The organism is Kitasatospora sp. NPDC001159 (genome assembly GCF_053598235.1).
Window position 1 is genome coordinate 82,532 of record NZ_JBSFJV010000007.1, and the last position, 25,836, is coordinate 108,367.

Here is a 25,836-nt window from a genome sequence, read left to right on the forward strand (position 1 = left end):
TGATCCACCCGGAGGGCATGCTCCAGCGCCGCAGCGCCGAGCACTGGGCCGGGCGCCTGTACATGCGGAAGATCTCGCTGCGGATCACCCGCGTGCTGTCCACCATGACGGCGATCACGCCCAACGGCCTGACGTACCTGATGATGTTCACCGGCATCCTGGCCGGTGCCGCGCTGGTCGTGCCGGGCATCGCCGGGGCGGTCCTGGGCGCCCTGCTGATCCAGGTCTACCTGCTGCTGGACTGCGTGGACGGCGAGGTGGCCCGCTGGCGCCGGCAGACCTCGCTCACCGGTGTCTACCTGGACCGGGTCGGCCACTACATGTCCGAGGCGGCCCTGCTGACCGGCCTCGGTCTGCGCGCCACCGACCTGCTGCACCGTGAGGGCCACGGCTCGCACTGGGAGTGGGCGTTCCTGGGCACGCTGGCCGCGCTCGGCGCCATCCTGATCAAGTCCGAGACGGACCTGGTGGACGTGGCCCGGGCCCGCAGCGGCATGACGGCGGTCGAGGACAGCGCCTCGGTGCCGCGCTCGGCCTCGGTGGCCAAGGCCCGCAAGGCGGCCTCCTTGCTGAAGTTCCACCGCCTGGTCGGCGCGGTCGAGGCCTCGCTGTTCATCCTGGCGGCCGGGATCGCCGACGCCGTGCACGGCGGGCTGTTCTTCACCCGGCTCGCGGTCGTGGTGCTGGCGGCGATCGCCATGCTGCAGACCGTGCTGCACCTGCTGTCCATCGTCCTGTCGAGCAGGCTGCGATGAGTGTTCCCACCACTGCGGAGAGCTTCCGCCTCGGCGTCGTCATCATCACCATGGGCAACCGGCCCGCCGAGCTCAACGCCCTGATCGAGTCCGTCCGCGCCCAGGAGGGCCCGGCCGTCGAGTTCGCCGTGGTCGGCCAGGGCGCCGAGCTGCCCCCGCTGCCGGAGGGCGTGCGCAGCGTCGAGCTGCCGGAGAACCTCGGCATCCCGGGCGGGCGCAACGTCGGCATCGAGCTGTTCGGGCCGGACGGCCGGGACGTGGACGCCGTCCTCTTCCTGGACGACGACGGGCTGCTGCCGCGCACCGACTCGGCCCGCCTGCTGCGCGAGGCCTTCACCACCGACCCGGAGCTGGGCATCGTCTCCTTCCGGATCGAGGACCCGGACACCGGTGTCACCCAGCGCCGGCACGTCCCCCGGCTGCGCGCCAGCGACCCGATGCGCTCCTCCCGGGTGACCACCTTCCTGGGCGGCGCGAGCGCCGTGCGTTGCAAGGTGTTCGAGCAGGCCGGGCAGCTGCCCGCCGAGTTCTTCTACGCCCACGAGGAGACCGACCTCGCGTGGCGCGCGCTGGACGCCGGCTGGGCCATCGACTACCGGTCCGACGTGGTGCTGCACCACCCGGCCACCTCGCCGGCCCGGCACGCCGCCTACTTCCACAACGTGGCCCGTAACAGGGTCTGGCTCGCGAGGCGGAACCTTCCGGCCCCGCTGGTGCCTCTCTATCTGGGAACCTGGTTTCTGCTGACCGTGGCCCGACGCCCCTCTGCCGAGGGACTGAAGGCCTGGTTGGGCGGATTCCGGGCGGGTTTCCGCGAACCCTGCGGTCCGCGGAAGCCCATGCGATGGCGTACCGTCTGGCGACTGACCAAGATGGGCCGACCTCCGATCATCTGATTTGATCAGGTGATCGATCGCCACGGTCGGTGACCACACACCGACCGGAATCCCCCCGTGATCCCAGTGGATCCCCATCGGCGCAAGGCTGGCGGACCCCCGCCGACCGGCCGCCCCGACCGATCCCGCGTGAAGGACGAATGTGTCGACAGTGAGTGAACCCGTCAGCCTCTCGGCCCCGAGGGGGGCAGATGCGGGCCTGACCCCCAAGCAGCTTGCGGACAAGTACCGTCTGTCGGTGAGCGGTGCACGGCCCGGTCTGTTCGCCTACACCAAGCAGCTCTGGGCCCGGCGCCACTTCATCTGGGCCTTCGCCACCGCCCGCCTGGTGGCCCAGTACACCGACGCCAAGCTCGGGCAGCTGTGGCAGGTCGTGACCCCGCTGCTCAACTGCGGTGTGTTCTACCTGGTCTTCGGTGTCATCCTGAAGAGCAAGGACAACTTCCCGCCGAACACCTACATCGCCTGGCTCTGCATCGGCGTCTTCGTCTTCCAGTTCACCCAGAACGCGGTGCAGTCCGGCACCCGGGCGATCTCGGACAACCTCGGCCTGATCCGCGCGCTGCACTTCCCGCGCGCCAGCCTGCCGATCGCCTTCACCGTGATCCAGCTCCAGCAACTGCTGATCTCGATGATCGTGCTGGTCATCACCGTGCTGGCGGCCGGTATCACCCCCGGCAAGACCTGGCTGCTGATCCTCCCGGCGCTGTTCCTGCAGACCCTGTTCAACACCGGCGTCTCGCTGATCTTCGCCCGGATCGGTTCCAAGACCAGCGACATCTCGCAGCTGATCCCGTTCGTGATGCGCGCCTGGATGTTCCTGTCCGGTGTGATGTTCAGCATCCAGGACAAGATCTCGACCTGGCCGCACTACATCCAGACGATCATGGCCCTCAACCCGGCCTCGGTCTACATGGACCTGCTCCGGCACGCCTTCGCGCCGATCATCTACAACAAGCACCAGTCCGCGCACCAGACCATCCCGCCGCACCAGTGGACGTACGGTCTGGCCTGGGGCGTCGGCATGTTCGTCATCGGATACGTCTTCTTCTGGAAGGCCGAGGAGGAGTACGGCCGTGGCTGACACCGACCTGAGCAAGCGCGACGCCGTCCCGGCTGCGAACGTGGCCCGCGAGCCCACCGTCGTCGTCGACGACGTGCACATCGTCTACCGGGTGCACGGCGCCGGCTCCGGCAAGGGCAGCGCCACCTCGGCGCTGAGCCGCATCATCAGCCGCAAGCGCGCCGCCGGCGTGCGCGAGGTGCACGCGGTGAAGGGCATCAGCTTCACCGCGTACAAGGGCGAGGCGGTCGGCCTGATCGGCTCCAACGGCTCCGGCAAGTCAACCATGCTGGCCGCCATCGCGGGCCTGCTGCCGACCGAGAAGGGCGGCATCTACACCAACGGCCAGCCCTCGCTGCTGGGCGTCAACGCGGCCCTGATGAACGAGCTGACCGGTGAGCGCAACGTCATCCTGGGCTGCCTGGCGATGGGCATGACCCCGGCCCAGGTGAAGGCGCGCTACCAGGAGATCGTCGACTTCTCCGGCATCAACGACAAGGGCGACTTCATCTCCCTGCCGATGCGCACCTACTCCTCCGGCATGGGCGCCCGCCTGCGCTTCTCGATCGCCGCCGCCAAGGCCCACGACGTGCTGCTGATCGACGAGGCCCTGGCCACCGGTGACCAGGCCTTCCAGCAGCGCAGCAAGCGGCGCATCGACGAGCTGCGCGGGTCCGCCGGTACGGTTTTCCTGGTCAGCCACGACAACAACTCGATCCGCGAGGTCTGCGAGCGGACCATCTGGATCGAGGCCGGTGAGCTGATCATGGACGGCCCGACCGAGGAGGTCGTCGGCCGTTACGAGCGCGGCGAGCGCCCGTAAACCCGGCTGCGAAAATTCCTGGCTCCGAAGGGCCGGCCCCGGAATACTCCGGAGCCGGCCCTTCGGCATGCGGGCCACCGGTACCCGGGTGGCCCGCCGCCGCGGGGGTGAGCGCCCCCGTGCGCCGGGCGGGGCGCTCTTCTCGGGCGCGGCCCGTGGTGTCAGGCTGTAGGCGCGGGGGTGGTGTGTCGTACGTGACGCCCGCGCTCGGACGCGTGTCCGAGTCGGACCGGTGATACCCGGCGGTGTAGAACGGGGGAGTGACAGCAGTGTCGGCTTCGGCCCAGCCCAGTGATACGCCGGTGAACCCATCCGCGGGACAGACCCTGGAGAAGGCGGGTGCGGAGAACTTCCCGGTCGCCCCGTTCTTCCTGCCCGCGGCCTGGCGCGACGACCTGATGAGGGTCTACGGCTTCGCCCGGCTGGTCGACGACGCCGGCGACGGCGACCTGGCCGACCCGGCCGCCACCGCCGCCCTGCTCGGGGTCGAGCAGCGGCCCCCCGCCACCCCTTCGGAGCAGTCCGGCCCGCCGAGCCCGGCGGAGGTCGCCTTCCGGCTCGCCCTGCTCGACGGGCTGGAGCGCGACCTCGACCGGGTCTTCGAGACCACCGTGCACCCCGGTGGCGCCGACCGACCCCGCCACCCGCTGCTGCGGGCGCTGGTCCCGCTGGTCGCCAAGCGCAACCTCACCCCCGAGCCGTTCCGCCGTCTGATCGAGGCCAACCGGGTGGACCAGACCACCACCCGCTACGCCACCTACGACGACCTGATCGGCTACTGCACGCTCTCCGCCGACCCGGTCGGCCGCCTGGTGCTCGCCATCGCGGGGGTCGCCACCCCCGAGCGGATCGCGCTGTCGGACGCCGTCTGCAGTGGTCTCCAGGTGGTCGAGCACCTGCAGGACGTGGCCGAGGACCTTTCCCGCGGCCGGATCTACCTCCCCACCGGGGACCTCGACCGCTTCGGCGTCACCGAGGCCGAGCTCGCCGCCCCCAGCGCGAACGGGGCGGTGCGGGAACTGATCGCCTTCGAGGCCGAACGGGCCCGCACCCTGCTCGACCGCGGCGCACCATTGGTAGGTACGGTTCGGGGGAGGCTTCGACTGCTCCTGGCGGGATTCACCGCCGGCGGCTACGCGGCCCTGGCGGCCGTCGAGGACGCCGGGTACGACGTACTCGCCCAGCAGGCGAAGCCGGACAAGCGCCGCCTCGCAGCGAAGGCGGCGGCCATCTTCGCGAAGGGAAGGTGAACGCCCGAGTGGCGGCATCACCACTGGCGTCGGCCCAGGTCATGGCGGCGTACCGGTACTGCGAGGCAGTGACCGGGATGCAGGCGCGCAACTTCAGCTACGGCATCCGGCTGTTGCCCGAGCCCAAGCGGCTGGCCATGTCGGCCCTGTACGCCCTCGCCCGCCGGGTGGACGACATCGGCGACGGCGACCTCCCGGACGACCGGAAGGCCGAGGCGCTGCTGCGTACCCGGGAACTGGTGGACGAGGTCCGCTCCGGGGTGGTGGCCGAGGACGACACCGACCCGATCAAGGTCGCCCTGGCCGACGCGGCCCGGCGCTTCCCGATCCCGCTCGGCGGCTTCGACGAGCTGATCGACGGCGTCGAGATGGACCTCAAGGGCGCCGAGTACCAGACGTACGAGGAGCTGAAGGTCTACTGCCGCTGCGTGGCCGGCGCGATCGGCCGGCTCTCGCTGGGCGTGTACGGCTGCGACGACCCCGAGCGCGGGGCCCGGTACGCGGACACCCTGGGCCTGGCCCTGCAGCTCACCAACATCCTGCGCGACCTGCGCGAGGACGCCCTGAACGGCCGCACCTACCTGCCCACCGAGGATCTCGTCCGGTTCGGCTGCGAGCAGGGCTTCGCGCTGCCCAAGCCGCCGGTCGGCGCCGACTTCACCGGCCTGGTGGCCTTCGAGGCCGCCCGCGCCCAGGCCGCCTTCGAGGAGGGCCTGCGGCTGCTGCCGATGCTCGACCGCCGCAGCCGGGCCTGCACCGCCGCGATGGCCGGGATCTACCACCGGCTGCTCGGCCGGATCGCCGCCGACCCCGAGTCGGTGCTGCGCGGCCGGGTCTCGCTGCCGGGCTGGGAGAAGGCGTACGTGGCGCTTTCCGGGCTCGCCGGGGGGCGTTCTTGATTCTTGCCACAGTTCTGTCACGCTGTGTCAGCGGGGAATCACATCCGGGTAGAGCCGTGTTGACCACGTTGACCACGACCGGGTCGACCACGACGACGCCGACCGTCTGCGTGCCGGCCACAGCGACCGCCGCCGCGCGGTCCTGCGACTTCGAGGGGGAGGGCTGATGACCGGGCGAGCCGATGCCGCGCGCCCGGCCGCCGTCGTGGTCGGCGGCGGCCTGGCCGGGATCACCACCGCACTGCGGCTGGCCGAGGCCGGCCACGACGTCACCCTCGCCGAGGGCCGGCCCCGGCTCGGCGGGCTGGCCTTCTCCTTCCAGCGCGGCGAGCTGACCGTCGACAACGGCCAGCACGTCTTCCTGCGCTGCTGCACCGCCTACCGCGGCCTGCTGGAGCGCCTCGGCGCCACCCGGATGACCCACCTGCAGGAGCGCCTGGACGTCCCGGTGCTCTCCGCCACCGGCCCCGACGAGGCCCCGGTGCGCACCCTGGGTCGACTGCGCAGGGCCGGCCTGCCGGTCCCGCTGCACCTGGCCGGCAGCCTCGCCCGTTACCCGCACCTGTCGGCGGCCGACCGCGCCCGGGTGGTCCGCGGCGCGCTCGCCCTCAAGGGACTGGACCTCGACGACCCGGCGCTGGACCGGCTCTCCTTCGGAGAGTGGCTGCGCCGCAACGGGCAGAACGCCGCCACCACGGCCGCGCTGTGGGACCTGGTCGGCATCGCCACCCTGAACGCCCGGGCCGACCAGGTGTCGCTGACGCTCGCCGCCAAGGTGTTCAAGACCGGCCTGCTCTCCGACCCGGGCGCCGCCGACATCGGCATCGCCGCCGTCCCGCTCGGCGTGATCCACCACGACCGGGCGCTCGCCGAGCTGGAACGCGCCGGCGTGAAGGTGCGGCTGCGCGCCCGGGTCGCGGAACTCAAGCCGGCCGCGCCCCAGCACGCGGTCCGGCTGGAGAGCGGGGAACTGCTCACCGCCGACACCGTGGTGCTGGCCGGTGCCCAGGACACCGCGGCCGCCCTGTTGCCGCCGGGGGCCGTGTCCCAGCGGCTGGCCGACTTCGGCACCGCGCCGATCCTCAACGTGCACGTGGTCTACGACCGCAAGGTGCTGCGCCGACCCTTCTTCGCCGCGCTCGACTCCCCGGTCCAGTGGGTCTTCGACCGCACCACCCACTCCGGCCTGGTCGGCACCTCGATCGGCCGAGCCCACCCCGGTGCCCAGTACCTGGCGCTCTCCCAGTCCGCCGTCCAGGACGAGATCGACCTGCCGGTGGCCGAACTGCGCCGCCGCTACCTGCCCGAGCTGGCCCGGCTGCTGCCGGCCGCGGCCGGGGCCGAAGTGCTGGACTTCTTCGTCACCAGGGAGCGCACCGCCACCTTCGACGGCGCCCCGGGCACCGCCGTGCTGCGCCCGTCGGCCGAGACGGCCGTCGCCGGTCTGCTGCTGGCCGGCTCGTGGACGGCCACCGGCTGGCCCGCGACGATGGAGGGTGCCGTGCGCAGCGGCCACGCCGCCGCCGACGCCGCGCTCGCCGCGGCCGGCGCCCGGGTGCCGGTGGACTGCGGCGACGGGAGGTGGCCCAGGTGACGGCGGGCCCCTCCGCCGGAGAGCCCGCGAGAGCCGACGGGCGTACTGTCGGCCGCACCGACACCGTTCTCTTCGGTACCACTATCGACACCAGCCGCACCGACAGCACCCGGCCGCCCCGTGCGGTCCGGCACCACGAGGGAGAGGGAACGCACGTGGAGTCACGCACCGGCTTCGCCGTCGGAGGCACGGCGCACGCCGAACCGGTCTCGGTGCCGGAGCTGCTCGCCCGCAGCCGTACGCTCTGCACCCCGCCGCTGCGGGCCGCCGTCGCCCGGTTGGCCGCACCGATGGACACCGTCGCGGCGTACCACTTCGGCTGGATCGACCGGGACGGCACCCCGGTCGAGGGGGACGGTGGCAAGGCGGTGCGCCCGGCGCTGGCGCTGCTGTCCGCCCAGGCCACCGGTGCGGCGGCCGAGGTGGGCGTGCCCGGTGGGGTGGCTGTTGAACTGGTGCACAACTTCTCCCTCCTTCATGATGATCTGATGGACGGTGACGAGACCCGGCGGCATCGCGCCACCGCCTGGACGGTCTTCGGACCGGCCCAGGCGATTCTGGTCGGCGACGCCTTGGCCACGCTCGGCACGGAGGTGCTGCTCGACGCCGCGGTGACCGGTGGCGCGAGCCCCGCCGACGCCGCTCGCGCCGTCCGGCTGCTCACCACGGCGACCCGTCGGCTGATCGACGGCCAGGCCTTGGACGTCGCCTTCGAGCAGCGCGACAGCGTCACCGTGGCCGAGTGCCTGGAGATGGAGGGTGGCAAGACGGCGGCACTGCTGGCCGCCGCCTCGGCGATCGGCGCCGTGCTGGCCGGGGCCGACGACAAGGTCTCCGACGCGCTCGAGCGCTACGGCCACCACCTGGGCCTGGCCTTCCAGGCGGTGGACGACCTGCTCGGCATCTGGGGCGCGACCGAGGTCACCGGCAAGCCGCACTGGGGGGACCTGCGCCAACGCAAGAAGTCCCTGCCGGTCGCCGCCGCGCTGGCCGAGGGCGGCCTGGCCTCGCGTCGGCTTGCCGAGCAGCTGGCGGACCCGACGGGCCGGGGCGAGGAGAGCGAGCCCGAGCTCGCCGCCCGGGCCGCGCTGATCGAGGAGGCCGGCGGTCGGGCCTGGACCCAGGAGGAGGCCCGCCGCCAGCACACGACTGCCCTCGCCGCCCTGGACGAGGTGCCCATGTCCGACGGGGTGCGCGAGCACTTCGTCGCACTCGCCGAATTCGTGGTGGTACGAGAGAGGTGACGTTACGTTGACAGCAACCGCGGACGGCCGGCTCGACCCTGAGTACGATTCCGAGCCGGTCGCGGTGGGCGACCGCCCCCCGACCCTGCTGGGCACGGGGCGGTGGCAGCCCGAGGACACCGACCAGCTCCGGCCGGCCGGTGAGGCGGAACTCCGGCCCGCCGACGCGCACGAGGCCCTGGCGCGCGCCACCACCCACCTGCTCTCGCTGCAGTCCTCCGAGGGCTGGTGGAAAGGCGACCTGGAGACCAACGTCACCATGGACGCCGAGGACTTACTGCTCCGCCAGTTCCTGGGCATCAGGACCGAGGAGCAGACCCGGGCCACCGCCGAGTGGATCCGCTCACAGCAGCGGGAGGACGGCACCTGGGCCACCTTCCACGGCGGGCCGCCCGAGCTGTCCACCACCGTCGAGGCGTACGTCGCCCTCAAGCTCGCCGGTGACGACCCGGACGCCCCGCACATGCTGGCCGCTGCCCGCTACGTCCGCTCCGCCGGGGGCATCGCGGCCGCCCGGGTGTTCACCCGGATCTGGCTCGCGCTCTTCGGCTGGTGGCCCTGGGAGCGGCTGCCGGAGATGCCGCCCGAGATCATCTTCCTGCCCAAGTGGCTGCCGCTGAACATCTACGCCTTCGGCTGCTGGGCCCGCCAGACCATCGTCCCGCTGACCGTCGTCTCGGCCCACCGCCCGGTCCGTCCGGCCCCCTTCGCGCTCACCGAGCTGCACACCGACCCGGACCACCCGTACCCCGACCGGCCGCTCGCCCCCGCCACCAGCTGGGACGGCATGTTCGAGCGCCTCGACAAGGCGCTGCACGCCTACCACCGCCGAGCCTTCCGGCCGCTACGCCGACTCGCCGTCTCCCAGGCCTGCCGCTGGATCGTCGAGCGGCAGGAGGCCGACGGCTGCTGGGGCGGCATCCAGCCCCCGGCCGTCTACTCGCTGATCGCCCTGCACCTGGAGGGCTACGAGCTGGAGCACCCGGTGGTGAAGGCGGGGCTCTCCTCCTTCGACCGCTTCACCGTGCACACCGAGGACGGCATGCGCTGGATGGAGGCCTGCCAGTCCCCGGTCTGGGACACCTGCCTGGCCACCATCGCGCTGGTCGACGCCGGGGTGCCGGCCGACCACCCGGCGCTGGTCTCCGCCGTCGACTGGATGCTCGGCGAGGAGATCCGCAAGCGCGGCGACTGGTCCGTCCAACGGCCCGGGCTGCCGGCCGGTGGCTGGGCCTTCGAGTTCGAGAACGACACCTACCCCGACATCGACGACACCGCCGAGGTGGTGCTCGCGCTGCGCCGGGTCGCCCACCCCGACCCGGCCAAGGTCGACGCGGCGATGGACCGGGGCGTGCTCTGGAACCTCGGCATGCAGTCCAAGAACGGCGCTTGGGGCGCCTTCGACGTCGACAACACCAGCGTGCTGCCCAACAAGCTGCCGTTCTGCGACTTCGGCGAGGTGGTCGACCCGCCGTCCGCCGACGTCACCGCCCACGTGGTGGAGATGCTCGCCGAGACCGGCCGGGCCCGGGACCCGCGGACCCGGCGGGGCATCGAGTGGCTGCTGCGCAACCAGGAGGCGGACGGCTCCTGGTTCGGCCGTTGGGGCACCAACTACATCTACGGCACCGGCTCGGTGCTGCCCGCCCTGGTGGCGGCCGGCGTCCCGGACGAGCACCCGGCGATCCGCCGGGCGGTGCGCTGGCTGGAGGACCGGCAGAACGCCGACGGCGGCTGGGGCGAGGACATGCGCTCCTACGACGACCCGGCGCGCTGGGCCGGGCGGGGCGACTCCACCGCCTCGCAGACCGCCTGGGCGCTGATGGCGCTGCTCGCGGCCGGCGAGGGCCCGGACGGCCGGGCCAACCCGGCGGTGGAACACGGCGTGGACTGGCTGGTGCGCACCCAGCTGCCCGAAGGCACCTGGGACGAGCCGCAGTTCACCGGGACCGGCTTCCCGTGGGACTTCTCCATCAACTACCACCTGTACCGGCTGGTCTTCCCGGTCACCGCGCTCGGCCGCTACCTCAACGGCGCCCCGGGCCGGGCGAAGCCGAGCGGTACCCCGGCGATCGGGGCGGCGCGGTGACCACCGCCCCCCTGCTGGTGCTCTGCGCGCTGGGCCCCGAGGTGTGGGCGCTGCGCGGCGGTGACTGGCGCGGCGCCGCCGGCGGGCCGCCGGTGCTGGTGCGCACCGGGGTCGGTCGGCGGCGGGCCGGGCTGGCTGTCCGACGGCTACTCAACTCCGCCCCGGGCGGCTACGGCGCGGTCGTGGTGGCCGGCTTCGGCGCCGCCGTCGGCCCGGGCGTGGCGCCGGGCGACGTGGTCGCCGCGGACGGCGTGCGCGACGCCGAGGGCCACCTGTACCCGGTCGACTCCGGGCCGGAGCTGGCCCGGGCGCTCAAGGAGTACGGCCTGACCGTCCACACCGGGGTGCACCACACCGCCGACCACGTGGTGCGCGGCATCGAGCGGCGCGCCCTGCACCTGCAGGGCGCGCTCGCCGTCGACATGGAGGCCGCCGCCGTCCTGGCCGCGCTGCGGGAGGTGCGCCCGGTGTTGCCCGTCGCCGTCCTGCGGGTGGTGGTGGACACCCCCGAACGCGAGCTGCTGCGGCCCGGCACCCTCCCGGCCGGGGTGCGCGCCTGGCGGACCCTGCGGGCGACGGTACCCGCGCTGGTCGACTGGTACCGACAGGAGCCCGGGACCGGCTCCGCAGACCTGAACCACCCCACATCCTCGACGCTCCCCCAGGAGGCGAGCTAGCCATGGCCATGCCGTTGCGCCAGACCGTGCGGGTCGGCACCTACCTGATGCAGCAGAAGCTGCTCAAGCGACGGGACAAGTTCCCGCTGATCGTCGAGCTGGAACCGCTCTTCGCGTGCAACCTGGCCTGTGAGGGCTGCGGCAAGATCCAGCACCCGGCCGGCGTGCTCAAGCAGCGGATGCCCGTCGCACAGGCGGTCGGCGCGGTCCTGGAGTCGGGTGCCCCGATGGTCTCGATCGCCGGCGGCGAGCCGCTGATGCACCCGCAGATCGACGAGATCGTCCGGCAACTGGTCGGGCACCGCAAATACGTCTTCCTCTGCACCAACGCGCTGCTGCTGCGCAAGAAGATCGACAAGTTCAAGCCCTCGCCGTACTTCACCTTCGCGGTGCACATCGACGGCCTTCGCGAGCGGCACGACGAGTCGGTGGCCAAGGAGGGCACCTTCGACGAGGCGGTGGCCGCGATCAAGGAGGCCAAGCGGCGCGGGTTCCGGGTCACCACCAACAGCACCTTCTTCAACACCGACACCCCGCAGACCGTCATCGACGTCCTCGACTACCTCAACGACGAGTTGAAGGTGGACGAGATGATGATCTCCCCGGCCTACGCCTACGAGAAGGCACCCGACCAGGAGCACTTCCTCGGCGTCGAGCAGACCCGGGAGCTCTTCCGCAAGGCCTTCGCCGGCGGCAACCGCAAGCGCTGGCGCCTCAACCACAGCCCGCTCTTCCTGGACTTCCTGGAGGGCAAGGCCGACTTCGAGTGCACCCCCTGGGGCATCCCCAACTACTCGCTGTTCGGCTGGCAGCGGCCCTGCTACCTGATGGCCGACGGCTACGTGCCGACGTACCGCGAACTGGTCGAGAAGACCGACTGGAGCAAGTACGGCCGCGGCAAGGACCCGCGCTGCGAGAACTGCATGGCCCACTGCGGCTACGAGCCGACCGCCGTCCTCGCGACCATAAGCTCGCTCCAGCAGTCGCTGCGCGCCATCACTGAGACCGTCAGCGCCAACCGCGGGCACTGAGTCCGGTCGAGCTCCCGTCCGGCCCGGGCCACGGTGCCCGGGCCGGCCCCGCCCCTCGGGGCGGAGGCACCACCGCACCACTTCGAGTCGTGAGGTGTACCCATGTCACTGCTCTCCCGCGTCACATCCCCGGCCGAGCTGCGCAAGTTCCCCGCGTCGGAACTCCCGCTGCTCGCCGAGGAGATCCGCGACTTCCTGATCGACGCCGTCACCCGCACCGGCGGCCACCTCGGGCCCAATCTCGGCGTGGTGGAGCTGACCATCGCGCTGCACCGGGTCTTCGACTCGCCGTACGACCGGATCGTTTTCGACACCGGGCACCAGAGCTACGTCCACAAGCTGCTCACCGGCCGCCAGGACTTCTCGAAACTGCGGACGAAGGGCGGGCTGTCCGGCTACCCCTCGCGCGCCGAGTCCGAACACGACCTGGTCGAGAACTCGCACGCCTCCACCGCGCTCTCCTACGCCGACGGACTCGCCAAGGCCGCCAGGCTGCTCGGCCAGCACGACCGGCACACTGTCGCGGTGATCGGCGACGGCGCGCTCACCGGCGGGCTCGCCTGGGAGGCGCTCAACAACATCGCCGAGGCCCGCGACCGGCCGCTGGTCATCGTCGTCAACGACAACGAGCGCTCCTACGCCAAGACCATCGGCGGCCTGGCCAACCATCTGGCCACCCTGCGCACCACCCAGGGCTACGAACGCTTCCTCGCCCTCGGCAAGGAGGCGCTGCAGCGCACCCCGCTGGTCGGTCAGCCGATCTTCGACGCGCTGCACGGCGCCAAGAAGGGGTTCAAGGACGCCTTCGCTCCACAGGGCATGTTCGAGGACCTCGGGCTCAAGTACCTCGGACCGATCGACGGCCACGACCTGGGCGCGGTCGAACAGGCGCTGCGCCAGGCCAGGAACTTCGGCGGCCCGGTCATCGTGCACTGCCTGACCGTCAAGGGGCGCGGCTACCTGCCCGCCGAGCAGGACGAGGCCGACCGATTCCACGCCGTCAACCCGATCGACCCGTACACCTGCCTGCCGATCTCGCCCAGCGCCGGGGTCTCCTGGACCTCCGTGTTCGGCGAGGAGCTGGTCGAGCTCGGCGCCGGGCGGCCCGACCTGGTGGCGATCACCGCCGCGATGCTCCAGCCGGTCGGGCTGGGGCCGTTCGCCAAGGCGTACCCGGACCGGACCTTCGACGTCGGTATCGCCGAGCAGCACGCCGTCACCAGCGCGGCCGGCCTGGCCATCGGCGGGCTGCACCCGGTGGTCGCGGTGTACGCGACCTTCCTCAACCGGGCCTTCGACCAGGTGCTGATGGACGTCGCCCTGCACAAGCTGGGCGTCACCTTCGTGCTCGACCGCTCCGGGGTGACCGGGCCGGACGGCGCCTCGCACAACGGCATGTGGGACATGTCGATCCTCCAGGTCGTCCCCGGCCTGCGGCTGGCCGCCCCGCGCGACGCCGACCAGCTGCGCGCCCAGCTGCGCGAGGCCGTCGAGGTCGAGGACGCGCCCACCGTGGTCCGCTTCCCCAAGGGGAACGTCGGGCCCGCCGTCGCGGCGATCGAACGGATCGGCGGGACGGACGTGCTGCTGCGCACCGGCGCGGAGCCGGAGATCCTGCTGATCGCGGTCGGCACCACCGCCTCCGCCTGCCTGGACGCCGCCCGGCTGCTGCTCGCCGAGGGTTTCACCGCGACCGTGGTCGACCCGCGCTGGGTCAAGCCGGTCGACCCGGCGCTGCCCGAACTCGCGGCCGCCCACCGGCTGGTGGTCACCGTCGAGGACAACGGCCGTACCGGAGGCGTCGGTTCGGCCGTCTCCCAGGCGCTGCGCGACGCCGACGTGGACGTCCCGGTGCGGGTCCTCGGCCTGCCGCAGGAGTTCCTCGGCCACGCCGCGCGCGGGGAGATCCTGGAGGAGACCGGTCTGACCGGGACCGGGGTCGCCGCCCAGACCGCGGTCTTCGCCAAGAACCTGCTACCGACCCGAGGAGCGAACCCGCGCCATGCCGGCTGACCCAGACCGCCCCGCCTTCGACCTCGCCGCCCTCATCGCCGAACGAGGCGCCGAGCGGTACGAGTTGCACAGCCGCTACCTCAACCCGCAGCTGCCGCGGATGCTCCACACCATTGGCTTCGACAAGTACTACGACCGCGCCAGGGGCCAGTACTTCTACGACGCCGAGGGCAACGAGTACCTCGACATGCTGGCCGGCTTCGGCATCTTCGCGCTCGGCCGCCACCACCCGGTGGTGCGCTCGGCGATCCAGCAGGTGATGGACCTGGACCTGCCGGACCTGGTCCGCTTCGACTGCTCGCCGCTGCCCGGGCTGCTGGCCGAGCGGCTGCTGTCGTACGCGCCCGGGCTGGACCGGGTGTTCTTCGGCAACAGCGGCACCGAGGCGGTGGAGACCGCGCTCAAGTTCGCCCGGTACGCCACCGGGCGCAAGCGGGTCCTCTACGCCGACCACGCCTTCCACGGGCTGACCACCGGCTCGCTCTCTGTCAACGGGGAGAGCGGCTTCCGCAAGGGCTTCGACCCGCTGCTGCCGGACACCGCCATCCCGCTCGGCGACATCGGCGCGCTGGCCAAGGAACTGAAGCGGGGCGACGTCGCGGCGCTGATCGTCGAACCGATCCAGGGCAAGGGCGTCCAGGCGCCGCCGCCCGGCTGGCTGCGCGCGGCCCAGGCGCTGCTGCACGAGCACAGGGCGCTGCTGATCTGCGACGAGGTGCAGACCGGGATCGGCCGCACCGGCGAGTTCTTCGCCTACCAGAGCGAGGAGGGCGTGCTGCCCGACCTGGTCTGCGCGGCCAAGGCGCTCTCCGGCGGATATGTGCCGGTCGGGGCGACGCTCGGCAAGAGCTGGATCTTCGAGAAGGTGTACTCCTCGATGGACCGGGTCCTGGTGCACTCGGCCAGCTTCGGGTCGAACGCCCAGGCCATGGCGGCGGGGCTGGCGACCCTGGAGGTGATGCGCGACGAGAAGGTGGTGGAGAACGCCCGACGGGTCGGCGACCGGTTCCGTGAGCGGCTGGCCGCGCTGGTCGACAGGTACGAGCTGCTCGCCGAGGTACGCGGCCGCGGGCTGATGATCGGCATCGAGTTCGGCCGGCCCAAGTCGCTGAAGCTGCGCACCGGTTGGACGGCGCTGCAGGTGGCGCGCAAGGGGCTGTTCGCGCAGATGGTGGTCGTGCCGCTGCTGCAGCGGCACCGGATTCTGACCCAGGTGTCCGGCGACCACCTGGAAGTGATCAAGCTGATTCCGCCGCTGATCATCACCGATCAGGATGTGGACCGGTTCGTCGATGCGTTCACCGAGATCATGGACGAGGCCCACCGGGGCAACGGCCTGGTGTGGGACTTCGGACGGACGCTGGTGAAGCAGGCGGTCGGCAACCGCTGACGGCCGGCCCCGGAGCCGGGGAGTGGGAAGTCGGCCGGGCAGACTTCCCACTCCGTGGGAGACACCGCGTCAGAGCTCGGTCCGGCGGCGCCGGATGACCACCATGAGATCGACGGCGGCGAACAGGGTGAGCAGGCCGAGGGCTACGGCGAAGCCGGTGAGGGTGCCCCGGCTGGGAGCGCCGTCGACGGGGGAAGCCGCCGCCCAGACGGCAAAGCCCACGGTGGCCAGCGCGAACAGCGGGGTGAAGGTGAGCGAGAGCAGGTACCGGAGCTTGAGGTCGCTGCGGGCGGTGGCCGGCTCGGTGCCGCTGCGCCACCGTCGCGGGGTGGTAGTGGTACGCATGGCCGATCACCTCCGGGCCGCGCGGGTGGGGGCTACGATTCCAGCGTACGTCCGAGGGGGCGAGCCGGGGGAGGCGCGATGACGGGGTCGGACACTGCGGGGGCGGGTGCGATGGGGGAGGACGCCGAGGGGTACGCGGGGCTGCGTATCGAGCGGGCCCGGGAGCTGGCCCGGCGGCACGGCTGGGTCTCGGTCCGGGTACTGGAGCCGGAGCAGTTGATCACCATGGAGTACCGGCAGGGGCGGCTCAACCTCTTGGTGCGGGACGGTGTGGTCGAGCGGAGCTGGGAGGGGTAGTGCTGCCGTCCGGCAGGGCGCGCGGGCCGGGCTCAGCGTGCGAACCGGCGGTGCAGGCGCTGCTCGGCGCCGGCGACCAGCGGTTCCAGCAGCGGCAGCGAGAGCAGTACCAGCAGTCCGGCGGCCCAGCCGGCCAGGACGTCGGTGACCCAGTGGGTGCCCAGGTAGACCGTGGTCAGGCCGATCGAGCAGGCGGTGGCGGCGGCGATCACCGCGCCGGTGCGCCGCCAGCGGACCGCGAGGTAGGCGAGCACGCCCCAGGTGACCACGGCGTTGGCGGTGTGGCCGGAGGGGAAGATGGTGCCGCCGGAGAACAACTCGGGTGAGCCGACGTACTGGGCGTAGTGCGGCCCGAGCCGGCCGGTGACGATCTTGACCGCGCCGACCGTGATGTTGAGCAGCAGCAACGCGATGCCCATGACCAGCAGCGGGCGCAGCCGGCCGAGGCGGTGGGCGCGCCAGGTGAGCCAGACGAAGGCGGCGATCGCGCTGGGCCCGCGCTGCCCGGCGACCACCCAGGTGGCGAGCAGCGGCTCCAGGCTGGGCCACCGGTCGTAGGGGCGGAGCAGGCGGACCGACCAGTCGAGGTCGACCAGGGCGGTGTTGAGCAGCACGCCGGCCAGCACCAGCAGGTAGACGCCGCAGGTGGCGGCGAGCAGGGCGGCCCGGCGGCGGCTCATCGGGGGCCAGCCGACCTCGCCGCCGTGAGGGATGGCGGGGGTGCGGGCGGGACTCCGGAGGTCCCGGTGGTCGGCGGTGCGGCGTTCCGGCTCCTGTCGCGGAATGCGGGCGGGGGTACTTCTGGATTGCACGGGGGTGACCTTACCCATCCAGCCGGGGCCATTCCGGAGGGAATTGTCATTTTCCCGGGAAATCGACAATTGATTCGTCCCGTGGTGGCCCGGGGAGTGATTTCCCGTATTCCGGAGTCGAATGCCAGTGTGGTCTTCGAATGATTCTGCAAAAGCCCCGGTAAAGAAGACGGGGCGGGACGCCGGTCCGACCGGCCTCCCGCCCCGTGGTCACCCTGTGTAGGTCCGGTGCTCAGTCGAGGGGGCCGCCCGCCACGTAGATCACCTGTCCGGAGACGAAGCCTGCGCCTTCGCTGGCGAGGAACGAGATGGTGTGGGCGACGTCCTCGGGCTCACCGACCCGCTGGACCGGGATCTGAGAGGCCGCAGCCCGCTTGAAGTCTTCGAAGTCCATGCCGACCCGGGCCGCGGTGGCCGCTGTCATGTCCGTGGCGATGAAGCCGGGGGCGACCGCGTTGGCGGTGATGCCGAACTTGCCCAGCTCGATGGCCAAAGTCTTGGTGAAGCCCTGCAGGCCGGCCTTGGCGGCGGAGTAGTTGGCCTGGCCGCGGTTGCCCTGGGCCGACGAGGAGGACAGGTTGACGATGCGGCCGAAGCCGGCGTCGACCATGTGCTTCTGCACCGCGCGGGTCATCAGGAAGGCGCCGCGCAGGTGGACGTTCATGACCGTGTCCCAGTCGGACTCGGACATCTTGAAGAGGAGGTTGTCGCGGAGCACGCCGGCGTTGTTGACCAGCACGACCGGCGCGCCGAGCTCGGCGACCACGCGGTCGACGGCGGCCTGGACCTGCTCGGCGTCCGAGACGTCGGCGCCGACGGCCAGTGCCCGGCCGCCCGCGGCGGTGATCCGGTCGACGGTGTCCTTGCCGGCCGTCTCGTCCAGGTCCAGCACGGCGACCGCGTAGCCGTCGGCGGCCAGCCGGACGGCGGTGGCGGCGCCCAGGCCGCGGGCGGCGCCGGTGACGACGGCGACCCGGGGGGCGGTGCTCTGCTCGGTCATGCTCGCTCTCGTCTCTCTCGGGGGTGCCTCCGGGGGAGTGCCCCCGGAGAGGGTGCCCACACCCTACCGGCGGGTAGGGGAGGCGGCCAGGGTGGAGAGACGCAGGTGACGGTCGGTAAGGACCGACCGGTCGGCTTTCTGCTGAGAACGGGTTACTGCAAGGGCGTGGCAGCGCGTAAATATGCCAATGTTGCCGAACCTGCGTCTACTATCCGCCCCTGCCTGCCAGCGAGGGCCCGCCGTTTGTATAGTGTCCGCCAGCAGCCACCGGCTGCACGGCTGGCGCGCCCTCCCTCATAGCTGGACGCCCACTCGCCGTTACTGCCCCACCCGGGTGTCCCACACACACCGGGTGTGACATCGGGACGGATACATGGTGCTGGGGGAGATCCCGACAACCCGCGTGTCGGCGCGACTGCAGCAGTCGCCCGGACACCTCATTCGCGTTGCGCAGCAGGTCCACACCCGGCTGTGGTCCGAGCACGTCGGAGCCGATCTCACGGCTCCGCAGTTCGCGGTCCTGCTGGTGCTCGCCCTGGAACCGGGCGCGGACCAGCGCACGGTGGGTGAGCGTGCCTCGCTCGACAAGGCCACGATGGCGGAGATGGTCGCGCGGCTGGTCCGCCGCGGCCTCGTGCTGCGAAGGCGCGACCCGGCCGACGGCCGGCGCAAGCTGCTCGCGCTCTCGCAGAGCGGCGCCCAGGCGGTGCGCGAGGCCACCGGTGGTGTGGTCCGCGTGCAGCGGGTGCTGTTCGAGCCGCTCACTCCGGACGAGCAGATCGAGATCGTCCGGGTGATGGCCAAGATAGCCAGGCTGGAGCCCGCCGCGGTCGCCGTCTTCACGGACGCGCGGCCGATACTGGACGCCCAGCGGGCGATCGGCTATCTGATCAGGGTCGGCCAGCAGGTGCACACCAAGCTCTGGTCGGAGCACGTCGGCGCTGAGCTGACGGCCCCGCAGTACGCCGTGCTGGACGCGCTGGAGCTGGAGCCGGGCGCGGACCAGCGCACGGTCGGCGAGCTGGCCTCGCTGGACAAGGCCACGATGGCCGAGATGGTCAGCCGACTGGTGCGCCGCGGTCTGGTGCAGCGCCGGCGCGACCCTTCGGACGGTCGCCGCAACCTGCTCTCGCTCTCACCGGCGGGCCAGGACCTGCTGCACCGCTCGGCCGCCGGGGTGGCCGAGGTGCAGCGGCTGCTGCTCGCGCCGCTGGCGGAGGAGGAGCACGAGGCCGCGCTCACGCTCATCGCCAAGGCCGCCCGGCTCTAGGCAAAGCCTCTGTAACTCCAGCCAAAACGATTCGCCAACGCACCGAAGATCCGTAGCTTTTCGCGTGGTGAAATCGCGGCACGCCGAAGTGCCGCCCGTCCCCGGCCGGGGCGGGCGACACTTCGACATGACTGGCTGCCAGCCAGTGTTCGCCCTGGCGGGGGCGCGGCGCCGTGGGTGCCGGCGCCCCCGGGTCAGGTGTCAGTTCCAGTCGAACCCCTGCGGGTCCGGGCCGATCCGCTTGCCGGTGGCCACGGCGGCGATCGCCGTGAGGTCCTCGGTGTCCAGCTCGAAGCCGGTGACGTCCAGGTTCTCCCGGATGCGGGACGGAGTGACCGACTTCGGGATGGCGATCACGCCGCTCTGCAGGTGCCAGCGCAACACCACCTGAGCGACCGTGCGGCCGTGCTTCTCGGCGATCTTCACCAGCGCCGGCTCGGCCAGCAGCTCACCGCCCTGGCCCAGCGGGCTCCACGCCTCGGTGGCGATGCCGTGCTGGGCGTGGAAGGCGCGCAGCTCCTCCTGCGGGAAGTACGGGTGCAGCTCGACCTGGTTCAGCACCGGGACGATCGAGGCCTCGTCCAGCACCCGGGTCAGCTGCTCGGTGCCGAAGTTGGAGACGCCGATCGACTTGACCCGGCCGTCCGCCTTCAGCTGTTCCAGGGCCTTCCAGACGTTCAGGTAGCTGCCGTGCATCGGGCGCGGCCAGTGGATCAGGTACAGGTCGAGGTAGTCGAGGCCGAGCTTGGCCAGCGAGGCGTCGAACTCGCGCAGCACCGCGTCCCGGCCCTGCTCGCCGGACCAGTCACGGGTGCCCGAGTTCCACAGCTTGGTGGTGATGTAGAGGTCCTCGCGGGCGACGCCGCCCGCCAGGGCCCCGGCGATCGCAGCGCCGGTGCCGGCCTCGTTCTCGTAGATCGCCGCGGTGTCGATGGAGCGGTAGCCCGCCTCGATCGCGGTGCGGACGGCGGCGGTGGCCTCGCCGTCCGGGACCTGCCACACGCCGAAGCCGAGCTGCGGGATGGTAGCGCCGTCGTTCAGGGTGACGCTGGGGATGTTGCTCACGGGAAGGGATGCCCTCCTGGTCGTCCGCTGGTTCCAGTGGGGGCAACTGGTGCCCCGGGACGATTGTTCCCGCCGTCCGGGCGAATCTTTGGCGAAGCTTTACGACGGCGTGGCGTACTCCTCGGGCCGTCGGCGGCGGCCCGCGGCCGTCCGGGTGGGGCACCGGGGCCGGGGCGGCGAAAAACCTGTTGCGTGGATCACATCGGGCTTGGCAGGCTCGCTGGCATGACCTCCTGAAATCCGGGCCCTTCGTGTCCAATCCTCGTCCGTCCGGGCCCTCCCTCCGGACGTATGGGCGCCGCTGCGCCGCTGCGCCGCGCGTCCTTCGCCCGTCCCCGTCGTGTCCGTGCCCGTGGGCCCTCGCGGCCCTTTGCGTGCTCGCACCCTCGCACCCTCGCACCCTCGCACCCCCGTACCTCCGCACCTTCCGTATCGGAGTGTCATGCCGCTCACCCCCCTGCCGTTGGCCGACCCCGGCAGTCCCGACCTGTCCTCACCCCTGGCATTCCTGCGCTGGCTGCAACGCGCCCAGCGGCGCGGGCAGGTGCGAGCCACCTGCTGGGCACTGGTGGAGATGGGCGCCCAGGCCGCGCTGCCGATACCGCTCGGGCACGGCGTGCAGGCCGCCGTCGACGGCGATGCCGCCGGGATCTGGCAGGCTGGCGCGCTCGCGCTGCTGCTGGCCGCGACCGCCTCGCTCGGCACCGTGCTGCTGCACCGGCAGGCGGTCTGGAACTGGATCCACGCCGCCTGCCACGTAAGGCAGTTGGTCGCCGGGCAGGCCTCCCACCTGGGGGCCGGGCTGTCCCGGCGGATCGCCACCGGCGAGGTGGTCGCGGTCGGCAGCGGGGACGTCGAGCGGATCGGCTGGTACGTCGAGCTGGTCGCCCGGGTCCGGGCCGCGGTCATCGTCTGGCTGGCCGTCAGCTCGGTGGTCCTGGTGGTCGAACCGGTGCTCGGGATCGGGGTGCTGCTCGGCGTCCCGGTGCTGGCCGCCTCGGTCTGGCCGCTGATCGGGCCGTTCGAGCGGCGCTACGAGAAGCAGCGCGCGCTCGGCGGAAAGGCCACCGAGCTGGCCGCCGACACGGTGGCCGGGCTGCGGGTGCTGCGCGGCATCGGCGGTGAGGAGCTGTTCCTGGAGCGGTACCGGGCGGCCTCCCAGAAGGTCCGGGCGGCCGCGGTGCGCTCGGCCCGGGTCTGGTCGCTGATGCAGGCCCAACAGGTCCTGCTGCCAGGCCTGTTCGTGGTCGGGGTGACCTGGTACGGCGCCCGGTTGGCGGCCGACGGCGAGCTCGCCGTCGGCACCCTGATCGCGGTGTACGGCGCGACCGCCTTCCTGGCCGCGCCGCTGCGGATCCTCGGCGAGGCGGCGCACGCCTGGAGCGTCGCCCGGGTCTCCGCCGGGCGGGCCGTGCGGGTGCTCTCGCTCAGCCGGACCAGTGGAGCGGCCGAGGCCGCGCTGACCCGGCCCGGCAAGTCCGACCTGCACGACCCGGCGACCGGGTTGACCGCCCGGGCCGGCGAGCTGACCGCGGTGGTCTGCGGGGACCCGGACTTCGCCGGGGCGCTCGCCGAGCGGCTCGGCGGGCACGTCCCGCTGGCCGAGGGCGAGGAGCCGCTGCCACGCGTCCGGCTCGGCGGCACGGAGCTGGACGCGGTGCCGCTGGCCGAGGCCCGGGCGGCGGTGCTGGTCCACGACAAGGAGCCGGTGCTGCTCTCCGGCACCCTCGCCGAGCTGTTGGACATCCCGTCCTCGGGCCGGGTCCCGGCGGCCGAGGCGCTGGCCGCGGCCCGCTGCGAGGACGTGCTGGAGGCACTGGCGGACGGCTCGCCGGACTGCGGGGGCGACGCGATGCTCGCCCGCGTCACCGAGCGCGGGCGCTCGCTCTCCGGCGGCCAGCGCCAGCGGCTGGCCCTGGCTCGCGCGCTGCTGGCGGACCCGCCGGTCCTGGTGCTGGACGAGCCGACCAGCGCGGTGGACGCCCACACCGAGTCCCGGGTCGCCACCGGGCTACGGGACACCCGGGCGGGGCGCACCACCGTGGTGTTCGCGACCAGCCCGCTGCTGCTCGACCAGGCGGACCGGGTGGTGCTGTTGCAAGGCGGCCGGGCGGTCGCGGCCGGGCGGCACCGCGAGCTGATGCGCACCGAGCCGGCGTACCGGGCCGTGGTCACCCGGGACGAGGAGAGCGCCCCGGTCCCGCCCCGAGTCGAAGGGCGCGCCGGTGCCGAGGGCGAGGAGCGACAAGCGATAGACGAAGGAGGGAGTGCCGGAGCGAAGAACGTCGGCACCGGACCGGAAGCGCCCGGAGACGAGCGGGCGAGTCACGGAATCGGTGTGGCCGCCCGCGTCAACTGTCCGGTACCGCAGGACATGAGGAGTACGTCATGAAGCCCCCCGTCCATCAGGAGCAGGGGCCGGCCACCACCCTGCCGGTCGGCTCACCGGCCGCCGTGCGCGGGTACCTGCGGCTGCTCGCGGAGCGGCACCGGGGCGGGTTCGCCGGGGTGGTGGCGCTGCACTCGGTGGCCACCCTGGCCGGACTGGTCGGACCCTGGGTGCTCGGCAGCCTGGTCGAGTCGCTGGCCACCGGCACGGCCGGGGCCACCATCGCGGTGGCGGTCGGCTGGTACCTGCTGGCGCTGGTGGTGCAGTCCGCGTTCACCGGCTGGTCGCGGATGCGCGGCGCCGTCCTCGGCGAACGGGTGCTGGCCGACCTGCGGGAGGACTTCCTGGTCTGCTCGGTCGCGCTGCCCACCGGCATGCTGGAGCGGGCCGGCACCGGGGACCTGGTCTCCCGGGGCACCACCGACATCGACCGGCTGGACAAGTCGGTGCGCGAGGCGGTGCCCGAACTCGCCGTCGCCGTCGTGTCGTTGCTGTTGGTGCTCGGCGCCCTGCTGGTCACCTCGCCGTTGCTCGCCCTGACCTCGCTGGTCGGACTGCCGCTGCTGCTGGTCAGCTCCCGCTGGTACTTCCGGCGTGCGCCGCAGTCCTACCGCAACGAGTCGGCCGGGTACGCCGCGGTCAGCAACGTGCTGGCCGAGACGGTGGACGCCGGGCGGACGGTCGAGGCGCTGCGGCTGGGCGAGCAACGGGTCCGGCTGACCGACCGAAAGCTGCGGGAGTGGCTGGCCTGGGAGCGGTACACCCTGTGGCTGCGCTCGGTCTGGTTCCCGACCATCGACGCGGTCTACACCTCGGCGGTGCTGGCCACCTTGGTGGTCGGCGGGTTGTTCACCCTCAAGGGCTGGCTCACCGTCGGCCAGTTGACCACCGGCGTGCTGTACGCGCAGATGCTCACCGGCCCGGTGGACCTGATCCTGCGCTGGTACGACGAGCTGCAGATCGGGCAGGCCTCGCTGGCCCGGCTGGTCGGCGTGTACGAGGTGCCGGAGCACGAGGGGGACGCTTCCGTCCAGCCGGACGGCCAGCGGGTCGAGGCCCGGGACGTCCGCTTCGGCTACCGCGAGGGCGCCGACGTTCTGCACGGGATCAGCCTGGACGTCGCCCCGGGCAGCCGGGTCGCGCTGGTCGGTCCGTCCGGGGCGGGCAAGTCCACCCTCGGGCGGTTGCTGGCCGGGATCTACGCGCCCGGCCGGGGCAGCGTCACCCTGGGCGGGGCGGCGCTGTCCCGGATGCCGGCCGAGCGGGTGCGTGCCGAGGTCGCGTTGGTCAACCAGGAGCACCACGTGTTCGTCGGCACCCTGCGGGACAACCTGCGGCTGGCCGCGCCCGAGGCGGACGACACCGAACTGCGGGCCGCGCTGGACGCGGTGGACGCCGGAGCCTGGGTGGACGCCCTGCCGGAGGGGCTGGACACCGAGGTCGGCTCCGGAGGCACCTCGCTGACCCCGCCGCAGGCCCAGCAACTGGCCCTGGCCCGGCTGGTGTTGGCTGATCCGCACACCCTGGTGCTGGACGAGGCCACCTCGCTGCTGGACCCGCGTGCCGCCCGGCACCTGGAGCGTTCGCTCTCCCGGGTACTGGAGGGGCGGACGGTCATCGCCATCGCCCACCGGCTGCACACCGCGCACGACGCGGACGTGATCGCGGTGGTCGAGGGCGGTCGGATCAGCGAGTACGGCAGCCACCCGGAACTGGTCGCGGCCGACGGCCCGTACGCGGCGCTCTGGCGCTCCTGGCGGGACGAGCGGTAGCGGCCGGAGGAGTCGACGCCCCAGGAGATCGGTAAACCCGCACGGGGTCGGATTGCCCCGTGCGGGTTACTCCCAGACCCGTATGGGCGCGTAACCGGGCAAATCACCGTCCAGGCCAGCAGACTGCTCCGGTGACCAAGATTTCAGACGGCTCGTCCCGCTCCCAGCGCAGTGAGATCGGCGGGATCCCCACGCGGTACATCGGGATCGGCGTCATCGTGATCCTCTCGGTGTGGTTCCTGTTCGCCAACCTCGACAAGGTCGAGATCCAGTTCTGGGTGTTCACCGTCACAGCGCCGCTCTGGATCGCGCTGCTGGCCACGTTGGTCGCCGGCGCTGTGCTGGGCTGGCTGATGAAGGGGCGGCGCGGCCGGTGACCACCGCCCCCGGGCCGGCCCCGACCGGAGCCTCGACCTTCACCCCGTTGATCGAGATGCGCGAGGTCAACAAGTACTTCGGGGACCTGCACGTGCTGCAGGACATCGAGTTGACGGTCGGCCGCGGCGAGGTCGTCGTGGTGATCGGCCCGTCCGGCTCCGGCAAGTCCACGCTCTGTCGGGCGATCAACCGGCTGGAGCCGATCGAGCGCGGCACCATCCTGATCGACGGCCAGCCGCTGCCCGAGGAGGGCAAGGGTCTGGCCAAGCTACGCGCCGAGGTCGGCATGGTGTTCCAGTCCTTCAACCTGTTCGCGCACAAGACCGTGCTGCAGAACGTCTCGCTCGCCCAGATCAAGGTCCGCGGCCGCCCCAAGACCGAGGCGGACGCCAAGTCCCGCTCACTGCTGGAGCGGGTCGGCCTCGCGGCGCACGCCGACAAGTACCCGGCCCAGCTGTCCGGCGGCCAGCAGCAACGCGTGGCGATCGCCCGCGCGCTGGCGATGGACCCCAAGGCGCTGCTGTTCGACGAGCCGACCTCGGCGCTCGACCCCGAGATGATCAACGAGGTGTTGGACGTCATGCGTCAACTCGCCAGCGAGGGCATGACGATGGTGGTGGTCACGCACGAGATGGGCTTCGCCCGGGCCTCCGCGAACCGGGTGGTGTTCATGGCCGACGGCCGGATCGTCGAGGACCGCGCCCCGGAGGAGTTCTTCAGCGCCCCCGAGAGCGAGCGCGCCCGGGACTTCCTGTCCAAGATCCTGAAGCACTGAGGCGGCGCC

At 72.2% G+C, this 25,836-nt stretch carries 23 protein-coding genes; 19 read left to right on the top strand and 4 right to left on the bottom strand.

The window, feature by feature from the left end; translation table 11 throughout:
- Positions 1-17 precede the first annotated feature (17 nt).
- The 13 genes from ACWC9T_RS06080 to ACWC9T_RS06140 all read left to right on the top strand — a co-directional run bounded on the left by ACWC9T_RS06080 (position 18) and on the right by ACWC9T_RS06140 (position 15,724).
- Positions 18-755: a CDP-alcohol phosphatidyltransferase family protein gene (locus ACWC9T_RS06080; protein WP_449819904.1), complete on the top strand. Its 738-nt coding sequence runs from the start codon at positions 18-20 to the stop codon at positions 753-755.
- The gene (locus ACWC9T_RS06085; protein ID WP_449819848.1) at positions 752-1,651 is read left to right on the top strand and encodes a glycosyltransferase family 2 protein; all 900 of its coding nucleotides are present in this window, start codon (positions 752-754) and stop codon (positions 1,649-1,651) included. The genes ACWC9T_RS06080 and ACWC9T_RS06085 overlap by 4 nt, the downstream gene beginning before the upstream one ends.
- A gap of 142 nt (positions 1,652-1,793) precedes the next feature.
- Positions 1,794-2,735 (top strand): ABC transporter permease, encoded by a 942-nt coding sequence (locus ACWC9T_RS06090; RefSeq protein ID WP_449819849.1) that lies wholly within the window; start codon positions 1,794-1,796, stop codon positions 2,733-2,735.
- Complete coding sequence (locus ACWC9T_RS06095) at positions 2,728-3,537, top strand: ABC transporter ATP-binding protein (RefSeq protein WP_449819850.1); 810 nt, start codon at positions 2,728-2,730, stop codon at positions 3,535-3,537. The genes ACWC9T_RS06090 and ACWC9T_RS06095 overlap by 8 nt, the downstream gene beginning before the upstream one ends.
- A gap of 302 nt (positions 3,538-3,839) precedes the next feature.
- Positions 3,840-4,787, top strand: coding sequence for a squalene synthase HpnC (hpnC, locus tag ACWC9T_RS06100; protein ID WP_449819851.1), 948 nt, complete (start codon positions 3,840-3,842; stop codon positions 4,785-4,787).
- 41 nt (positions 4,788-4,828) lie between these two features.
- Positions 4,829-5,686 carry a presqualene diphosphate synthase HpnD gene (gene hpnD, locus ACWC9T_RS06105; RefSeq protein ID WP_355670714.1) on the top strand — a complete coding sequence of 286 codons (858 nt, stop codon included), beginning with the start codon at positions 4,829-4,831 and terminating at the stop codon, positions 5,684-5,686.
- A 166-nt stretch (positions 5,687-5,852) separates the two neighbouring features.
- Positions 5,853-7,280, top strand: a complete 1,428-nt coding sequence (hpnE, locus tag ACWC9T_RS06110; RefSeq protein ID WP_449819852.1) for a hydroxysqualene dehydroxylase HpnE — start codon at positions 5,853-5,855, stop codon at positions 7,278-7,280.
- Positions 7,281-7,435: 155 nt separating this feature from the next.
- The gene (locus ACWC9T_RS06115) at positions 7,436-8,524 is read left to right on the top strand and encodes a polyprenyl synthetase family protein (protein WP_449819853.1); all 1,089 of its coding nucleotides are present in this window, start codon (positions 7,436-7,438) and stop codon (positions 8,522-8,524) included.
- Positions 8,525-8,588: 64 nt separating this feature from the next.
- A complete protein-coding gene (shc, locus tag ACWC9T_RS06120) occupies positions 8,589-10,613 on the top strand; it encodes a squalene--hopene cyclase (RefSeq protein ID WP_449819905.1) in 2,025 nt (674 codons plus the stop codon).
- A complete protein-coding gene (locus ACWC9T_RS06125) occupies positions 10,610-11,290 on the top strand; it encodes a phosphorylase family protein (RefSeq protein ID WP_449819854.1) in 681 nt (226 codons plus the stop codon). Before shc ends, ACWC9T_RS06125 begins: the two co-directional genes overlap by 4 nt.
- 2 nt (positions 11,291-11,292) lie before the next feature.
- Positions 11,293-12,321 (top strand): adenosyl-hopene transferase HpnH, encoded by a 1,029-nt coding sequence (gene hpnH / locus ACWC9T_RS06130; RefSeq protein WP_449819855.1) that lies wholly within the window; start codon positions 11,293-11,295, stop codon positions 12,319-12,321.
- A gap of 102 nt (positions 12,322-12,423) precedes the next feature.
- Positions 12,424-14,334 (top strand): 1-deoxy-D-xylulose-5-phosphate synthase, encoded by a 1,911-nt coding sequence (dxs, locus tag ACWC9T_RS06135; RefSeq protein WP_449819856.1) that lies wholly within the window; start codon positions 12,424-12,426, stop codon positions 14,332-14,334.
- On the top strand, positions 14,324-15,724 hold the full coding sequence (locus ACWC9T_RS06140; protein WP_449819858.1) for an aspartate aminotransferase family protein: 1,401 nt from the start codon (positions 14,324-14,326) through the stop codon (positions 15,722-15,724). The genes dxs and ACWC9T_RS06140 overlap by 11 nt, the downstream gene beginning before the upstream one ends.
- Before the next feature lie 69 nt (positions 15,725-15,793).
- Here the strand turns inward: ACWC9T_RS06140 and ACWC9T_RS06145 are convergent, their stop codons facing one another.
- Positions 15,794-16,069: a DUF6343 family protein gene (locus tag ACWC9T_RS06145; RefSeq protein ID WP_449819859.1), complete on the bottom strand. Its 276-nt coding sequence runs from the start codon at positions 16,067-16,069 to the stop codon at positions 15,794-15,796.
- Positions 16,070-16,147: 78 nt separating this feature from the next.
- Between ACWC9T_RS06145 and ACWC9T_RS06150 the strand changes: the two genes are divergently transcribed.
- Positions 16,148-16,366 (top strand): I78 family peptidase inhibitor, encoded by a 219-nt coding sequence (locus ACWC9T_RS06150; RefSeq protein ID WP_449819860.1) that lies wholly within the window; start codon positions 16,148-16,150, stop codon positions 16,364-16,366.
- A 32-nt stretch (positions 16,367-16,398) separates the two neighbouring features.
- Here ACWC9T_RS06150 and ACWC9T_RS06155 read toward each other — a convergent pair whose 3' ends face one another.
- Both ACWC9T_RS06155 and fabG read right to left on the bottom strand, forming a co-directional pair.
- Positions 16,399-17,178, bottom strand: coding sequence for a phosphatase PAP2 family protein (locus ACWC9T_RS06155; protein ID WP_449819861.1), 780 nt, complete (start codon positions 17,176-17,178; stop codon positions 16,399-16,401).
- 232 nt (positions 17,179-17,410) lie between these two features.
- Positions 17,411-18,178, bottom strand: coding sequence for a 3-oxoacyl-ACP reductase FabG (gene fabG, locus ACWC9T_RS06160; RefSeq protein WP_449819862.1), 768 nt, complete (start codon positions 18,176-18,178; stop codon positions 17,411-17,413).
- A gap of 403 nt (positions 18,179-18,581) precedes the next feature.
- Here fabG and ACWC9T_RS06165 point away from each other — a divergent pair, with 403 nt between their 5' ends.
- Complete coding sequence (locus ACWC9T_RS06165) at positions 18,582-19,448, top strand: MarR family winged helix-turn-helix transcriptional regulator (RefSeq protein WP_396247615.1); 867 nt, start codon at positions 18,582-18,584, stop codon at positions 19,446-19,448.
- A 201-nt stretch (positions 19,449-19,649) separates the two neighbouring features.
- Here ACWC9T_RS06165 and ACWC9T_RS06170 read toward each other — a convergent pair whose 3' ends face one another.
- Positions 19,650-20,513 carry an aldo/keto reductase gene (locus ACWC9T_RS06170; protein ID WP_449819863.1) on the bottom strand — a complete coding sequence of 288 codons (864 nt, stop codon included), beginning with the start codon at positions 20,511-20,513 and terminating at the stop codon, positions 19,650-19,652.
- Between the two features lie 442 nt (positions 20,514-20,955).
- On the opposite strand from ACWC9T_RS06170, the gene ACWC9T_RS06175 reads away from it, so the two are divergent.
- The 4 genes from ACWC9T_RS06175 (at position 20,956) to ACWC9T_RS06190 (ending at position 25,827) form a co-directional block, all read left to right on the top strand.
- On the top strand, positions 20,956-22,905 hold the full coding sequence (locus tag ACWC9T_RS06175; protein ID WP_449819864.1) for an ABC transporter transmembrane domain-containing protein: 1,950 nt from the start codon (positions 20,956-20,958) through the stop codon (positions 22,903-22,905).
- Positions 22,902-24,674 carry an ABC transporter ATP-binding protein gene (locus ACWC9T_RS06180; protein WP_449819865.1) on the top strand — a complete coding sequence of 591 codons (1,773 nt, stop codon included), beginning with the start codon at positions 22,902-22,904 and terminating at the stop codon, positions 24,672-24,674. Before ACWC9T_RS06175 ends, ACWC9T_RS06180 begins: the two co-directional genes overlap by 4 nt.
- Before the next feature lie 131 nt (positions 24,675-24,805).
- The gene (locus ACWC9T_RS06185; protein WP_449819866.1) at positions 24,806-25,051 is read left to right on the top strand and encodes a lipopolysaccharide assembly protein LapA domain-containing protein; all 246 of its coding nucleotides are present in this window, start codon (positions 24,806-24,808) and stop codon (positions 25,049-25,051) included.
- Between the two features lie 47 nt (positions 25,052-25,098).
- Entirely contained in the window at positions 25,099-25,827 is a 729-nt protein-coding gene (locus tag ACWC9T_RS06190; RefSeq protein ID WP_449819906.1) for an amino acid ABC transporter ATP-binding protein, read from the top strand.
- The last annotated feature ends 9 nt before the right edge of the window (positions 25,828-25,836 follow it).

Coding starts and splice junctions, on each gene's coding strand:
- ACWC9T_RS06080 (WP_449819904.1), top strand. CDS start 18: ATGCTCCAGCGCCGCAGCGCCGAGCACTGGGCCGGGCGCCTGTACATG.
- ACWC9T_RS06085 (WP_449819848.1), top strand. CDS start 752: ATGAGTGTTCCCACCACTGCGGAGAGCTTCCGCCTCGGCGTCGTCATC.
- hpnD (WP_355670714.1), top strand. CDS start 4,829: ATGGCGGCGTACCGGTACTGCGAGGCAGTGACCGGGATGCAGGCGCGC.
- hpnE (WP_449819852.1), top strand. CDS start 5,853: ATGACCGGGCGAGCCGATGCCGCGCGCCCGGCCGCCGTCGTGGTCGGC.
- hpnH (WP_449819855.1), top strand. CDS start 11,293: ATGGCCATGCCGTTGCGCCAGACCGTGCGGGTCGGCACCTACCTGATG.
- dxs (WP_449819856.1), top strand. CDS start 12,424: ATGTCACTGCTCTCCCGCGTCACATCCCCGGCCGAGCTGCGCAAGTTC.
- ACWC9T_RS06140 (WP_449819858.1), top strand. CDS start 14,324: ATGCCGGCTGACCCAGACCGCCCCGCCTTCGACCTCGCCGCCCTCATC.
- ACWC9T_RS06145 (WP_449819859.1), bottom strand. CDS start 16,069: ATGCGTACCACTACCACCCCGCGACGGTGGCGCAGCGGCACCGAGCCG.
- ACWC9T_RS06150 (WP_449819860.1), top strand. CDS start 16,148: ATGACGGGGTCGGACACTGCGGGGGCGGGTGCGATGGGGGAGGACGCC.
- fabG (WP_449819862.1), bottom strand. CDS start 18,178: ATGACCGAGCAGAGCACCGCCCCCCGGGTCGCCGTCGTCACCGGCGCC.
- ACWC9T_RS06175 (WP_449819864.1), top strand. CDS start 20,956: ATGCCGCTCACCCCCCTGCCGTTGGCCGACCCCGGCAGTCCCGACCTG.
- ACWC9T_RS06180 (WP_449819865.1), top strand. CDS start 22,902: ATGAAGCCCCCCGTCCATCAGGAGCAGGGGCCGGCCACCACCCTGCCG.